Origin of the sequence: Blautia sp. MB18-30, assembly GCF_023669475.1 — a bacterium.
Taxonomy (GTDB): domain Bacteria; phylum Bacillota; class Clostridia; order Lachnospirales; family Lachnospiraceae; genus Blautia_A; species Blautia_A fusiformis.
In genome coordinates, this window is sequence record NZ_JAMOYY010000004.1 from 1 (window position 1) to 14,904 (window position 14,904).

15 protein-coding genes and 1 other RNA gene are annotated in these 14,904 nt (G+C 45.8%); 3 read left to right on the forward strand and 13 right to left on the reverse strand.

What is annotated here, in order from left to right:
* Positions 1–485: 485 nt before the first annotated feature.
* The 3 genes from NCY57_RS02505 to NCY57_RS02515 form a co-directional block, all read right to left on the reverse strand.
* Positions 486–1,193, reverse strand: coding sequence for a CvpA family protein (locus NCY57_RS02505; RefSeq protein ID WP_021650939.1), 708 nt, complete (start codon positions 1,191–1,193; stop codon positions 486–488).
* A gap of 10 nt (positions 1,194–1,203) precedes the next feature.
* On the reverse strand, positions 1,204–2,436 hold the full coding sequence (locus NCY57_RS02510) for a DUF5711 family protein (protein ID WP_250789448.1): 1,233 nt from the start codon (positions 2,434–2,436) through the stop codon (positions 1,204–1,206).
* A gap of 66 nt (positions 2,437–2,502) precedes the next feature.
* Positions 2,503–3,765 (reverse strand): LysM peptidoglycan-binding domain-containing protein, encoded by a 1,263-nt coding sequence (locus NCY57_RS02515; RefSeq protein ID WP_250789449.1) that lies wholly within the window; start codon positions 3,763–3,765, stop codon positions 2,503–2,505.
* A 157-nt stretch (positions 3,766–3,922) separates the two neighbouring features.
* Here NCY57_RS02515 and yyaC point away from each other — a divergent pair, with 157 nt between their 5' ends.
* Positions 3,923–4,510 carry a spore protease YyaC gene (yyaC, locus tag NCY57_RS02520; RefSeq protein WP_114001482.1) on the forward strand — a complete coding sequence of 196 codons (588 nt, stop codon included), beginning with the start codon at positions 3,923–3,925 and terminating at the stop codon, positions 4,508–4,510.
* On the opposite strand, the gene NCY57_RS02525 is transcribed toward yyaC, so the two are convergent.
* From NCY57_RS02525 to NCY57_RS02560, 8 genes are all read right to left on the reverse strand, one after another.
* Positions 4,483–5,421 carry a transketolase family protein gene (locus NCY57_RS02525; protein ID WP_015525670.1) on the reverse strand — a complete coding sequence of 313 codons (939 nt, stop codon included), beginning with the start codon at positions 5,419–5,421 and terminating at the stop codon, positions 4,483–4,485. The two genes, yyaC and NCY57_RS02525, sit on opposite strands and share 28 nt — an antisense overlap.
* Entirely contained in the window at positions 5,409–6,248 is an 840-nt protein-coding gene (locus NCY57_RS02530) for a transketolase (protein ID WP_015525669.1), read from the reverse strand. Before NCY57_RS02530 ends, NCY57_RS02525 begins: the two co-directional genes overlap by 13 nt.
* Before the next feature lie 66 nt (positions 6,249–6,314).
* The gene (fsa, locus tag NCY57_RS02535) at positions 6,315–6,968 is read right to left on the reverse strand and encodes a fructose-6-phosphate aldolase (protein WP_015525668.1); all 654 of its coding nucleotides are present in this window, start codon (positions 6,966–6,968) and stop codon (positions 6,315–6,317) included.
* 274 nt (positions 6,969–7,242) lie between these two features.
* On the reverse strand, positions 7,243–8,361 hold the full coding sequence (locus tag NCY57_RS02540; RefSeq protein WP_059086187.1) for a LacI family DNA-binding transcriptional regulator: 1,119 nt from the start codon (positions 8,359–8,361) through the stop codon (positions 7,243–7,245).
* Between the two features lie 87 nt (positions 8,362–8,448).
* Complete coding sequence (recR, locus tag NCY57_RS02545; RefSeq protein WP_015525667.1) at positions 8,449–9,045, reverse strand: recombination mediator RecR; 597 nt, start codon at positions 9,043–9,045, stop codon at positions 8,449–8,451.
* Entirely contained in the window at positions 9,045–9,401 is a 357-nt protein-coding gene (locus NCY57_RS02550) for a YbaB/EbfC family nucleoid-associated protein (RefSeq protein WP_015525666.1), read from the reverse strand. Before NCY57_RS02550 ends, recR begins: the two co-directional genes overlap by 1 nt.
* Before the next feature lie 31 nt (positions 9,402–9,432).
* Complete coding sequence (gene dnaX, locus NCY57_RS02555; protein ID WP_092072216.1) at positions 9,433–11,055, reverse strand: DNA polymerase III subunit gamma/tau; 1,623 nt, start codon at positions 11,053–11,055, stop codon at positions 9,433–9,435.
* A gap of 70 nt (positions 11,056–11,125) precedes the next feature.
* Positions 11,126–12,208, reverse strand: coding sequence for a 6-phosphofructokinase (locus NCY57_RS02560; RefSeq protein ID WP_021977972.1), 1,083 nt, complete (start codon positions 12,206–12,208; stop codon positions 11,126–11,128).
* Between the two features lie 290 nt (positions 12,209–12,498).
* Here NCY57_RS02560 and NCY57_RS02565 point away from each other — a divergent pair, with 290 nt between their 5' ends.
* Positions 12,499–13,260 carry a hypothetical protein gene (locus NCY57_RS02565; protein WP_250789450.1) on the forward strand — a complete coding sequence of 254 codons (762 nt, stop codon included), beginning with the start codon at positions 12,499–12,501 and terminating at the stop codon, positions 13,258–13,260.
* A 53-nt stretch (positions 13,261–13,313) separates the two neighbouring features.
* Positions 13,314–13,575: signal recognition particle sRNA large type (ffs, locus tag NCY57_RS02570), an RNA gene on the forward strand.
* Positions 13,576–13,669: 94 nt separating this feature from the next.
* Here ffs and NCY57_RS02575 read toward each other — a convergent pair.
* On the reverse strand, positions 13,670–14,107 hold the full coding sequence (locus tag NCY57_RS02575) for a GatB/YqeY domain-containing protein (protein WP_022426683.1): 438 nt from the start codon (positions 14,105–14,107) through the stop codon (positions 13,670–13,672).
* Between the two features lie 122 nt (positions 14,108–14,229).
* Entirely contained in the window at positions 14,230–14,790 is a 561-nt protein-coding gene (tadA, locus tag NCY57_RS02580) for a tRNA adenosine(34) deaminase TadA (protein WP_330638960.1), read from the reverse strand.
* Positions 14,791–14,904: the final 114 nt, after the last annotated feature.

Consider the following 14,904-nt stretch of genomic DNA (forward strand, 5'->3'; position numbering starts at 1 on the left):
CTATCTCTCGTTTTTACTGCTTTTGGTTTGTTTAAACCGTTCTTTAAATGTAAAGAAATTTTCGAGAATCGTATGTGTTTCACTGTTTAGTTATCAAGGTTTGTTGTGTCTGTCTCTCAGACAGCTCATTTATTTTATCTCATCTCTTTTTGTTTGTCAAGCACTTTTTTAAGTTTTTTTCAAACATTTTTGAGTTAAGATTTTGTTGTCGTTTTGTTGACGACTTGGATACTTTATCATATCTTCTGTCTTTTGTCAACTACTTTTTTATTTTTCTGAAAGCAGATGTATTTATCTGTTTCTTAAAAACAATTTGTTCCTAACAACTCTGATAGAATAGCATTTTTTCCATTACCTGTCAACATGTTTTTTACATAAATTTCATTTTTTTCTGAAAAACGTATTTTTTCGCCAAAAACCGCATTTCACAGACATGGTCACCACCTGTATCCTGGTGCTTTTTCGTCTGCAAAATGCGGTTTCTTTTACCCACCATAAAATATTCCTGTAAAAATACGGATAAAAATATTTTTATCATAAAGAAAATCCAGTACTGTATCACCCCGGATCAGTCCCAGACCCTTTTGCCCTATTTCCGTGTTGCATAAAATCGTAAGTACCAGCATTCCGACCCATACAAAAACAATACACTTCATGCCTCCTACTACGGCGCCGGCTATTTTGTTGATCCCACGGATGACCGGCAATCTTGCCAGGAGATCCATGGCATACGCCAGCACATGGATCAGGATTGAGGAAAGTATGTATGATACCAAAAAAGAAAGACAGTTCACTGCTACATTGGCCAGATATCCGGAAATATACCCTGCAAATGTATTAACCGCCAGATATTGATACACCAATGCCGTATTATTTTCTGTTATCCCCTTCTGGAGGAGATCCGGAATATCCATACTGCTGATCAACGCCTTCTGTTCCTCCTCATCCATGGTTTCTTTTCCATCTGCCAGAGAATCCACAAATGATCCGCTGGCAGTCTGGATTTTTTCATAAACAGACGTATTCTCACGTATGAACTGATTCACATAAGGATTGATCAGCCATACCAGAGCAACGGAGATCAGAACAAGCAATGCAGATACTACTTCTTTTACAAAGCCATGCCTGTATCCATCCACCATGGAAAAGGCAAGCAGGACCAGCACAGCCAGTCCAAGCCATGTCCAGTTCATATCTGCCCCCTTAACTGAATTTTATGGTGCTGACGCCTGTATCCAGTACCATAAGATATTTATTCCATCCGATCTTAAAGAAATCCCGGATCGTTCCATCTACATTTCCGGCATATTTCTGTACGCCACGGTTGTTCATCACGCAGATCTGCGAGCTGTTATACATGATGATATTATCTCCGCTCATTTTTATAGTCGTATATGGAATATTGAAATTTTTACGGAATTTCAGCTGTCCGCTCATACTATAGACTTCCATTGTATACAGATCATCTTTATTATTGTTTTTAAATACCAGGCCAATCCTGTCATCACTGAAAAATGTACTTACGATCTCCTGTTTTACATTGACTGTTTTGCTTTCTTTAGGAATCTGGCTTCCCTGGTAAGTAGAAAATCCATCATCTCGCAAAGCAATATACTTACTGTCACTGATACATTCCACCTGCGGGATCACTACATTCTCATAGGTATAACCACTTACGATCCGATCATCCTCATTCTGCCCTACATCCCCATAATTATAAAATGCCACATAGCTGGTAGTCTTGCTTCCATCAACATACTGGAATGTTACCATCATCACTCCGTTATCAGACACTGCTACATCCATGGGATATCCCGGATCATCGATCTTAGTCAGATTTTCCGCGACCAGACTGCCATCCGGATTATAAAAATTGATCCAGGTATTATCATCATTGTCCAGGATCACTGCAACCATTCCATTCGATGCGATCCGCACTTTTACAATAGCATAAGATGTTGTTACAGTTCCGGTCACACCTTTTTTGTCGCAGATATAAAGCGATGTTCCCTCGCTGTCTGCAACAACCGCCCTGCTTCCATTCACATCTGCAATAGGATTCTGCATTGTATAGGTTTCATTCCAGATCGTATTCATGCTGTTGTCCACAACAGATACTCCATCCGGACTGTATCTCAGGATATCTCCATCCATGTCCACATACTGTGTGGACACAACATCTTCCTGTTCGCTTGTATTTAATACTTTATAGCTGTGATAGCTTCTTTTTTCTGCATAGAGAAAAACCAGGCAGACTGCAGCAGCGATCACTGCCGCTGTGATCACCTTTTTCCCCTTTCTTGAAATCCTTCGGCGATGAGAAGTTCTCCCGTAGTGAGCGCCTTCTTGTGCAGCATGTTCCTGTGCAAGCCTGGCTTTTTGCCTCATCAGCTTTTTGCGCTTTTGTTTTTTCTGTATTTTTTTTATGATATTCACAACTGTATCCCTTACCTTAAGTATTTTATTTTGTAATTGGTTTTCCAGTTATTATAGCACACTCCATCAGGGTAGTACAATTACCTGCCCGGGATAAATGATCTCATTGGCAGAAATTCCGTTTAATGCACAGATCTGTTCCATCGCCTCTACAGTGCCATAGCGGTTCAGACTGATCTGATACAAGGTGTCTCCCGGGCGGATCACATAAGTTTCCCTTGGATTTTCTGCAGCCACTGAAGTCTCTTCTGTTTTTTTCTCTTCTGTTTTATTATCCTTTTTTTGCGTTGCTTCTGAAACAGACTGTTTTTTTGAACTTCGAGGTTCTGGTGTTATTGAGATTTTTTCTCTTTTCTGCGTGGTTTCCGTCGGGACCGGAGTTCCCCGCACAGCTTCCTGCGTCTGTACCGGTTTTTGTGTCTGCACCGGTTTCTGCGTCTGCACCGCCTTTGGCGAAACCGATACACTCCGCACCGGTTCTGTTACTGCAGGTGTTATCTGCACCACCGAAGCAGAAGCGGCGCGATAATCTTCCGGAACCTCTGTTTTTTTCTGCTGATTCCGATAAAAGCCCACTCCAGCCACAAGAACTGCCAGTGCCAGACACACCGTAGCCGCATAAGAAAAAACAGAAGTTTTCTCTTCTCCCCGTTCCTCCGGATTTTTACTGTCTATGATCTTTCTGAAATTTCTGACAGCCCTGTCCTCCACTTCCTCGGATGCTTCTCCGCCCTCTTTCTGGCTGCGTTCGATCATATACGTCTGCATCTGAGAATTTTTCTCATAATAAATATAATACCCGCTCAGTTTTGCCATCATGCCGCCATCATAACGGAAAAAGGCATCCTCCCGTTCTCCAGGATCCATCAGCATCAGGATCTTTTCCCCTCCGAAATGTCTGAGATGTACTTTCACAAAAAGCTCCGTGATCTCCATTGCTATCTGAGGCTGTGCAAAAAACCATCCCACGATCTCCTGCTCCGGAAAATACTGATCCTTATCCTCCTGCAGTTTCTGCCAGAGTTTTTCCGAAAAGTCAATATGTTCTGCCGCAGCCTCCATGCCGTCTGCTGCAATGGCACCTTTTATAAAAATACAGGTCATATCTGCAGTCCATTGAATTTCACCTGTAAGTACCGCCACACTTCCCTGGCCTTCCGGCTTTTCATCTTCTGCCAGGCTGCAGAGAAATGTGTATACATAATCTTCTATATAAATCCTGTAATCTCCGTTCGCCAGCCCGATCTGCCTTACATTTCTAGGCATGGAAAACGATTCCTGTGCGGCTTCCTGTTCTGTTGTGTCCTCCTTATAAATGACTTCTATCATCTCATATCACTCCTTCTGTCCAAGCATAGCACAGTAAAAATGCGGATTTTAGCAGAATGTAAGAGTCTGTCCACAGAATTTAGCGACAGATTCCGCACCATGCATATTTTTCCTTTTTTCAGGATATGATAGAGTGAAAAAAGAATCGAGGTTTCTCATGGCTTTTTACATTGATGCCGGAAAAAGCGGTTCATCCGGCGAGATTGCTTATCTTCTGAAAAAATGCATTCTTCACTGTCCTAAAAAATGGACTGAGATCGTATTTTTATGCATTGGCAGTGATCGTGTTACCGGAGATTGTTTAGGCCCATATATCGGACACCTTCTTCATCCTCATGAAACCGGACATATCTTTGTCTACGGCACTCTTTCCTGCCCGGTCCATGCCCTGAACCTGGAAAAAACTTCATCGCTTATCACAAGGCTTCATCCACACGCCCTTGTAATCGCCATAGATGCTTCTCTTGGACAAAAAAAACACCTGGGCTATGTGACCATTGGAAATGGTGCACTTTACCCAGGTGCTGGTGTTCAGAAAGATCTTCCACCTGTAGGGGACATCCATATCACCGGCATTGTAAATACTGCCGGAATCATGGAGCAGCTTACCCTGCAGACTACCCGGCTCTCCACCGTGGTAGCACTTGCAGATGTGATCGCCTGCGGGATCCTTAAGATACTTCCTGCAGAAACAGACTTATCCCCTGTTGATCTTGATTATGCGAACTCCTTGATCTGCTTATAGATACCCTCTGCATCGAGACCGTATTTATGAAGAAGCTCTAATGCCGGACCGGACTCACCGAATACATCATGGATTCCGATACGTTTAACCGGTACCGGTGCCTTCTCAGCCAGGCACTCGCATACAGCTCCGCCAAGACCGCCGATGATGGAATGCTCCTCAACAGTTACAACCTTGCCGGTTTCTTTGGCAGCTGCAACAACAAGGTCCTCATCCAGAGGCTTGATGGTATGGATATTGATCACTTTTGCATCGATTCCGTCTGCTGCAAGCTTCTCAGCTGCTTCAAGAGCCGGTGCAACGCAAAGTCCGTTTGCGATGATGGTAAGATCTTTTCCCTCGCGGAGAACGATGCCCTTACCAAGCTCAAATTTATAATCCGGTCTGTCATTGATAACCGGAACAGCAAGACGTCCGAATCTCATGTATACCGGTCCCTGATGCTCGTAAGCAGCAGCAACCATAGCTTTTGCTTCGATATCATCAGAAGGACTTGCAACGACCATGCCCGGAATCACTCTCATCAGGGCAAAATCCTCCAGGCACTGATGTGTGGCGCCGTCTTCACCTACAGAAATACCGCCGTGAGTTGCTCCGATCTTTACATTCAGCTTCGGATATCCGATGGAGTTACGAACCTGCTCATAAGCACGTCCTGCTGCAAACATTGCAAAAGTACTTGCAAAGGGAACCTTACCTGTGGAAGCGATTCCTGCTGCAATACCCATCATGTTGCACTCTGCGATACCGCAGTCAATGTGACGCTCCGGGAATTCTTTTTTAAACATACCTGTCTGTGTAGCTGCAGCAAGGTCAGCGTCAAGAACGATAAGATCCTCGTGTTTTTTTCCTAATTCTATGAGGGCACTGCCGTAGCTTGCTCTCGTTGCGATTTTCTTTACTTCTGACATAATGCTTCACCTACCTTCTCCAGATCTTCCATTGCCTGTGCATACTGCTCATCATTCGGAGCTTTTCCGTGCCAGCCTACTGCGTTCTCCATGTAGGAAACGCCTTTACCTTTTACTGTTTTCATGATGATAGCTGTCGGCATACCCTTTGTAGCTCTTGCCTCATCAAAAGCAGCCTTCAGCTGATCCATATCGTTGCCGTCCGCAACATTGATCACATGGAAATTGAAAGCTTCAAATTTCTTGTCGATCGGATACGGGGAGCATACATCTGCAATGTCACCATCGATCTGAAGTCCATTGTTATCTACGATCACAACCAGGTTGTCCAGTTTACGGAAGCCTGCGAACATAGCTGCCTCCCACACCTGGCCTTCCTCGATCTCACCATCACCCAGCAGAGTATATACTCGATAGTCATCATTACTGAGTTTGGCAGAAAGAGCCATACCTGCTGCTGCAGAGATTCCCTGACCAAGAGAACCACTGGACATATCAACGCCCGGAATATGCTTCATATCCGGATGTCCCTGAAGATAGGAGCCCAGATGACGAAGTGTTTTCAGATCCTCTTTTGGAAAATATCCTCTCTCTGCAAGTACAGAATAGAGTCCCGGTGCTGTATGTCCTTTGGAAAGGACAAAGCGGTCACGGTCTGCCTTCTTAGGATCCTTCGGATCGATGTTCATCTCTTCAAAATATAAATAGGTGAACACGTCTGCTGCAGAAAGGGATCCGCCCGGATGGCCGGCCTTTGCTGCATGGACTGCTGTTACGATATCCTTGCGGACTTCGTTGGCAACTTTCTGAAGTTCTAACTTATCCATGTTATAAATGTCTCCTTTTTAGTGCCCTGCTGTTCACAGGGAATTTGTATATAAAAGAGGTTTCGATCACTCACCGAATACTGCCTTGTAATCAGCCTGGAATTTAGCGATACCTGCATCTGTCAACGGATGATGTGTCATCTGCTCAATTACCTTGAACGGTACCGTAGCGATATCTGCGCCTGCAAGTGCACATGCAGTTACATGCATTGGATGACGAACGCTTGCTGCGATGATCTCTGTCGGGATATCTGCAACTGCAAACATCTCAGCGATCTGCTGGATCAGCTCAACGCCATCTGTGGAGATGTCATCCAGTCTTCCAAGGAACGGAGATACATATGTAGCACCTGCTCTTGCTGCAAGAAGTGCCTGGTTAGCAGAAAAGATCAGAGTAACGTTTGTCTTGATCCCCTCAGAGGAAAGAACCTTAACTGCCTTCAGTCCCTCTGTTGTCATAGGAATCTTAACAACCATGTTCGGATGGATCGCTGCGATCTCACGTCCCTCACGGATCATTCCCTCAGCATCTGTTGTGGTAGCTTTAACCTCACCACTGATCGGTCCGTCAACGATCGTTGTGATCTCTTTGATCACCTCGTTGAAGTCTCTTCCTTCTTTGGCGATCAGAGACGGGTTTGTTGTAACTCCACAGATAACTCCCATGTCATTTGCTTCTCTGATATCCTCTACTTTAGCTGTGTCGATAAAAAATTTCATTGTTTTTTCCTCCTGTTTACGTTCGTTCTTTTTCTTGATGATTCCATTATAACAAACTCATTGCGGGGGTCAAGACACCTGTTTTTTATTAATAAATATTCTATTAATAAAATAACATTTTATTAATAGTGTCTGTCAATTTTTTCACTCAAAACAGCTTCTTTCCATTTTCCTCAATTCGAATATCGCCGTAATTATCGTAGCTAACAAGGTTTCTATTCAAATGTGTCATGGAAACTCTCTCTATATATTATTATTAATAATTTTTGCGCTATTATTTATTTTTCTGTTCATCAGACTGGTTTCTGTCCAGTCTTGCATACCCCGTCGTGCGGCGCGTGATCAGCTTCGGGGTATATTCGATATTATACAGGCTGGCAGGTCTTTCATCCAGGTAAAATTTATCATTCATGTCGATCTTACGGATGATGATGTCACAGGCATCTCTTCCCTTCAGCGCAACAAAATGATCAATGGTTGTCAGGGAGATCCTGCGGATGCCGGAATAAAAAATATTGTCGCACCCTATGACAGAAACATCCTTCGGAACGTGTATCCTCATTTCATGCAGCGCATCAATGGCGCCTATAGCCATCATGTCATTCTGTCCTGCGATAGCCGTAAATTTCTGTCCTTCCTGGAGAAGCTCCATGGTCAGTTCGTAGCCCATGGCATACTCGGAATCCATCCGCGGGATCTTTCTGTCATTGGATTCATCTGCCGCCTTGATGAGCACATGATCTTTTTTTCCCTCTTTTTCAAACTCGCGGACAAAGCCCTCCACACGCTTGGAGCGCTGCCACTGCCGTCTGGTAAGAGGCGGCGTGATAAATGCCACATCCGTGTGCCCCAGATCAAGAAGATGTCTGGCCATCAGCCTTCCTACCACTGTGTTGTCCTGATTGATAGCATCTACCGTGGTTGTTTTTTCCTTGTTGCTGATGATGACCAGCGGTGTTTCTTTTGCGATCTTTTCTACCTGATGCTGGAAATCCGGATGAGGATTGCAGGTATAGATGATCCCTGCCGGCCGCATGGTCTGCATCATACGGAGATATTTTTCTTCCAGCCCCGCATCGCGCTGGGTGTTGCAGATAAATACCCCATATCCCTGCTCATTGGCCACAGCCTCGATCCCCTGAAGCAACAGTACATAATAGGGACTGGTGAGTGTGGGGCAGAAAACAACGATCAGCTTTTCTTTTCTGTCAGCTTTGTGTTTCCGACGTCCGGGAAGCTCATAGCCAAGCTCTCTGGCCGCCTGCTCCACCCGCTCCACAGTTTCTCTCGAAAAAGAAACATTATATTTCCGGTTCAGCACCATGGATACCGTTGCCTGGGAAACTCCTGCGCGTGCTGCCACATCCGATGAGGTTGCTTTCTTTTTTGCCACCAGTCTCACCTCCTTTATAATCTGGGGAAATTTCCTGGCTGCTTATCACTTTTTGCAATCCCTCAGGGAATTTTTCACCTGATCCGGTTATAGTTCCACTCTTCCTTCCAGTGCCCGGAGAAGTGTCACCTCATCAATATACTCCAGATCACCGCCCACCGGAACTCCGCTGGCGATACGGCTTACTTTGATCCCGGTCGGTTTGATCAGCTTACTGATGTACATAGCTGTCGTTTCGCCTTCAAGACTGGAATTGGTTGCCACAATAACTTCCTTTACATCCCCCTGAAGGCGCTTCATCAGTTCCTTCAGTTTGATATCATCCGGCCCGATCCCAAGCATCGGGGAGATCGCACCATGAAGTACATGATATACACCGTCAAATTTACCTGTTTTCTCATATGCTGCCAGATCCCTAGTATTCTCAACCACCATGATCGTGCTGTGATCCCTTTTGGGATTGGCGCAGATCGGACAAAGCTCCTGATCTGTCAGCGTGTAACAGCACTTACAGTACTGAACATTCTGCCTTGCATCGGTAATGGAGGCGGTCAGCTGCTCCACCTGGTCCTTCGGCATATTCATGATATGAAATGCAAGACGCTGGGCAGATTTGGCTCCGATCCCCGGAAGATGGGAAAGCTGCTCAATAAGTTTATTGATATGGCTGCTGTAATATTCCATCAGAAAGGAAGACCTCCGCCAAGACCGCCAAGGCCGCCTGTGAGTTTGGACATCACTGCTGCTGACTCGGACTCAACCTGACGGAGCGCCTCATTTGTTGCTGCCGCGATCATGTCCTCAAGCATCTCGATATCATCCGGATCTACCGCTTCCTCGGAAAGTGTGACCTTTGTTATTTCACGTTTACCGGAAACTGTAACGGAAACAGCTCCGCCGCCTACTGTTGCTGTAAACTCTTTTTCCTCAAGAGCTTTCTGGTTTTCTTCCATCTGACGCTGCATTTTCTGCGCCTGTTTCATAAGATTATTCATGTTTCCCGGCATACCCATGCCAGGAAATCCACCTCTTTTTGCCATAATACTTTCCTCCTGTTTTTTGTTTACGGATTTATGACTCCTCATCCGGGTCTTCTTCCACTACGATATCCATGTGGATATTCTCCCGAAGTGCATCGTCTACTGTGATCTGCGCGAGATTGGTGTGCTGATGTTTGTTGGCTACCAGCATATGTATCTCCACGCTTTTGCCTGTCCGGGCAGCAATAATGTCCTGAAGCTCTTTCTTCGCCTCCGGATTGTCTACATAATTCATCCCCAGAAAATCCTGGAATTCCACATAAAGGATGGGATCTCCTGTTTCTCCGTTATACTTGGGGACTGCACGCTGCAGGGACTGCTTGAAAAGTCCGGTAGTCTGACCCACGATGGCACGCCAGCCTGCCACGATCTTCTGAAGATCCTCAGGAGCTGCCTTCTGTGGTTTCTGCTGCTGTACCGTTGCTGTACCGGTCACTGCCGCCCCCGGTTCCCCGGCTCCACCGGCCTCGCTCTCCCGAACGATCACCTGCTGCACAGGCCGTTCCTCCATCTGCTTTTCCAGGACACGAAGCCTGTCAAGAACAGAGTCCAGATTTGTCTCCATGGCCGGTCTGCACAGCTTGATCAGTGCGATTTCCACCAATACACGCTTCTGGCTTGCAAAACGGATCTGATTGGACAGATCGGAAAAAATACGAATGTAACGCATCAGCGTCTCCACATCTGTCATCCCGCTCTCTTCCTTCAGAAGCTTCAGATTCTCAGAAGAAACATCAATGGCTTCCTCCGGATTTTCGGAAGTCTTCACAAGCAGAAGATTTCGCATATACCAGGTAAAATCTGATACAAACTGTCCCAGCTCCCGGCCGCCTGTGATCAGGTCCTCCAGCACATGGATGGAACCTGTCACATCGCCGGAAAGAACCTTTCGGAGAAGTCTGCTGAATACCTCTGTATCCACAGCTCCCAGAACATCCAGGACTTTATCATAAGTAAGCACCTGTCCCAGATAAAAGGAAATACACTGATCCAGAAGACTCAGGGCATCTCGCATGGACCCGTCGCCTTTTTTTGCCACATAGCGTACAGCCTTCTCCTCTGCTTCCACCCCTTCTGCTGTCAGAAGCTCGGAAAGTCTGGCAGCAATGGTATCAATGGATATCCGGTGAAAGTCATAGCGCTGACATCTGGACAGTATTGTGATCGGTATCTTGTGGGCCTCTGTAGTTGCCAGGATAAAAATAACATAAGAAGGCGGCTCCTCCAATGTTTTCAGAAGAGCATTAAATGCACCTGTTGAGAGCATATGCACCTCATCGATGATATAAACCTTGTATTTACCCTCTGTTGGACGATAAGCCACTTCCTCACGGATCTCACGGATGTTATCAACACCGTTGTTGGAGGCTGCATCGATTTCGATCACATTCATGGCAGTTCCCGCCTGAATGGCCTTGCACATGGCACATTCATTGCAGGGGCTGCCATTTACAGGATGTTCACAGTTTACTGCCTTCGCCAGGATCTTTGCAACCGTAGTTTTTCCGGTACCACGCGTTCCGCAGAACAGGTATGCGTGTCCGATACGGTTCGCCTTGATCTGGTTGGTCAGTGTTGTCACAATATGATCCTGTCCTTTTACATCGTCAAAATTGTCGGGACGAAATTTACGGTAAAGAGCAGTATAACTCATAAAACTCTCCTTCTCTTCGCCACAGTCGCCGCGGAAAGACTCCCGCGGCGGCCAGATGACTCATAATTCATTAATCGCCAAAACTGATTCCGATCTGTTTGGCTGCTTTTACAAGCTGATCCTTTGGAGATACCATCTTCAGCTTGCCTGCGCATTCAGCAAGAGGAACCCTCTTGATCTTGCCGTTGATGACACCGATCATAACACCGTATTCCTCATCCATGATCGCCTGCGCTGCACCGGCACCGATCCTTGTGGAAAGAACGCGGTCATATGCACATGGCTCTCCGCCTCGCTGCATATGTCCCGGAACTGTGATACGTACCTCACTTCCGGTCACCTGCTGGATCTGGTCTGCGATCTCATAGGATACAGACGGATATTTTTTCGCTCTTTCCGCAAGCTTTTCTTTGTATTTTTTCTTCGGAAGCTCTGCATCTTCTTTTGAGATAGCTCCCTCAGCTACTGCAAGAATGGTAAAACGCTTGCCTGCCTTGTTACGCTTCTGGATGGCTTCTACAACCTTATTGATATCGTATGGGATCTCCGGGATCAGGATCACATCTGCTCCGCCTGCAACACCGGCATTCAGTGTAAGGCTTCCGACCTTATGTCCCATGATCTCAACAATAAATACACGTCCATGAGATGCAGCTGTTGTATGGATGCAGTCAATGGCATTTGTTGCGATCTCCAGAGCGCTCTGGAAGCCAAAGGTCATATCTGTACCCCAGATATCATTATCAATGGTCTTCGGAAGATGGATGATATTCAGGCCTTCCTCGCGGAGAAGATTGGCGGTTTTCTGCGTTCCGTTTCCGCCGAGGATCACAAGACAGTCAAGACAGAGCTTATAGTAAGTCTGTTTCATGGCCTCAACCTTGTCCAGTCCCTTCTCATCCGGAACCCGCATCAGTTTGAATGGCTGTCTGGATGTTCCGAGAATAGTTCCGCCCTGAGTCAGGATTCCGGAAAAGTCCCTGGCTGTAAGCATACGGTATTTCCCGTAGATCAGTCCCTTATATCCGTCATCAAATCCATAAACCTCAAGGTTCTCAACGCTGTTGCTCAGACCCTTTACAACGCCTCTCATGGTTGCGTTCAGTGCCTGACAGTCACCACCGCTTGTCAGCAGACCGATTCTTTTAATCATAGCGTCCTCCATTCTGTGCCCTCTTATGTGCACATTTTATTTGTTGCTGTCTGCATATAAGACAGATATTCCACCTGACGTATTTCTGCAGAACAACTACTGTATCCTCTCTTTTCACAGAGTTTTACACAATATAATATTATAAAGCATTTTCAGGCAGTGTACAATAGCCAAAAAAGCACGAAAACAGCGAGTGTATTGATTGACTTTACCTGTATCTCATCGTAAAATAAAATTATCAGTAACTTTCGTATGTTTACAGAAAATTTTCATCTAGAAAGGAGAGTCCTATGAAAAAATTTCTCAAAAAACTATCCTGCGCTTTATTAGCCGCAGCCATGGTATGCGCCATGACTCCTCTCGCCGCCAGTGCAGCGATCAATTATTCCAAAACCCGGATCGTTTATATGCCCACATCCGGAAAGGACCTGGGATACGATGAGATCTCGATCAGCAATATTCCTGCTAAACAGAACATTCTCAAATCCAATGTTAAAGTAGTCAGCGGAGGATCTGTGATCGCACTGGATTACTTCGGTTCCAGCAGATTCAAAAGTACCACGGAGGCTTTCCGCAAGGGTGCAAAACCGTACACTCACTCCGATCATTTCTACAATATCGGTTTTGCCGTTAAAAAGCCCGGAACCGGAAAGATTTCCTTCAAGGTCGGAAACAAAACCTATACTTCCACCATCAAGGTGCTTCGTTATGTCAACCCGTTGAAATCCGTCTCCATCACAGGTGTAAAAGGCAATCTTGCCGGAAAATTCAAAAGATCCGGTCATAACGCCTTTCGTTACGCCAACAAGGCACAGAAGAATGCTGTCATGAAATGCACCGCTGCAAATGGCTGGAAGATCACAGGCGTTTCTTTCAACAACAACCGGACCCATACACAGTATAGTACCAATTACAACGCTCCTAATAGCGGGGCTTCTTCTTCCATGCTCCGTATCGGAAACCTTTCCGCGAAGCAGTCCGCCTATATCAGCTTCACCCTTCGCAACACCAAAAACGGGGCGGTACAGTACTGTACACTTAATATGAACTGATTTATTTCGGTCTGTACCTTGACAAATCTGGTTTCAGAGTCTATAATTAAATTCCGCGCAGCCGGGGAGATAGCGGTGCCCTGTACCTGCAATCCGCTACAGCAGGGGTGATGCCAATCTGAGGCTTGTATCTTGCAGAGCAGCCCTTTATAAGTGGCGTTGACGTCTGGGTCTTACGCAACAGGAATCTGTGAACCGTGTCAGGGCAGGAATGCAGCAGCACTAAGCAGAAGCTCTTGTGTGCCGTGAGGGTGCCTGGGCTGAGTTAACTGTAAAGGTAACGTCTGTGAGACCATTCCGAGGTGCGGCGCGCGTAAAAAAGGTTATAATATATGATCTCTATATAAACAGCATTCCCGCCGGGTCCGTCATTTATGACTGATCCGGCGGGATTCTTTGTACTATTATTTTATTTACAATATCCGGCAACTACCTGATTGATCAGCTTGCCGTCTGCCTTTCCCTTCAGATCTCCCATAACTGCCTTCATGATCTGGCCTTTATTTCCTGTTGCCAGAACATCTGCAAATTTCTCCTCGATATAAGCCTTGATCTCTGCTTCATCCATCTGCTTCGGAGCATATTTCGCAATGATATCATATCTTGCCTGATACTCCTCTTTCAGATCTGTACGTTCTGCAGGGCAGGTGTCGATCTGCTCTTTTGCTGTTTTCAGCTCTTTCAGGATAACTTTGTCTACAAGCTCTCCTTTGATGTCATCACGGCATCCCTCATCAATGGCAGCTTTTTTTACTGCTGCGATCAGTGCGGAAACTGCTTCCTTTGTTACCTTATCTTTGGCCTTCATTGCTGCTACCATGTCTTTTCTTAAAGCTTCAAGTTCCATTTTTTGTTCCTCCATTTTCTGTCGTTCCTGTATCAACGACTTTCGTTTGACCTGAATGGATTTTCTGTCTGTAATAGTGAAATCCATTTATGATTTTATTTTGATATTTTCACAGGATTCTGTCAAGAGTAAATCTCCCGGGATTTTTCGTTCTGTTCTGCTCTCTCTGACTGTGTCTGCCCGGCAAGGCGCTCTGCTTCCTGCTTCTTCAGGATTTTTGCCTGCTTCTTTTTCTCCCGCAGTTCCCTGAAAAATGCGGAAAGCATTTCGGAGCATTCCTCTTCCAATACCCCTTCCGTAATCTTTACCTGATGATTAAAGCCTTCGATCTGAAGAAGATTCATCACAGATCCGGCACAGCCTGCTTTCGGGTTCATACAGCCGATCACCACCTCATCGATCCTGGACTGTACCAGTGCACCGGAACACATCTGACAAGGCTCCAGCGTTACATACATGGTGCATCCCTCCAGACGCCAGTCTCCCAGCTTTTTACTTGCCTTTCGGATAGCATTAAGCTCTGCATGGGATAAGGTATTTTTATCTGTATTGCGACGATTGTAGCCTCTGGCTATGATCTTTCCCTCATGCACGATCACGCAGCCGATCGGCACTTCCTCCAATGCACGGGCCTTTTTTGCCTGGCGGATTGCCTCTTTCATAAAACGTTCCTGATCTGTCACGTTTTTACTCCTCCTGTAACTTCACATTCCGGAAAAAGCTCCGGGATTCTATCTGTTCAAACTAAGACTGCTCTCAGCCTTCTGTCCGTTCGATTATAGCTTTTCCGGTATTTC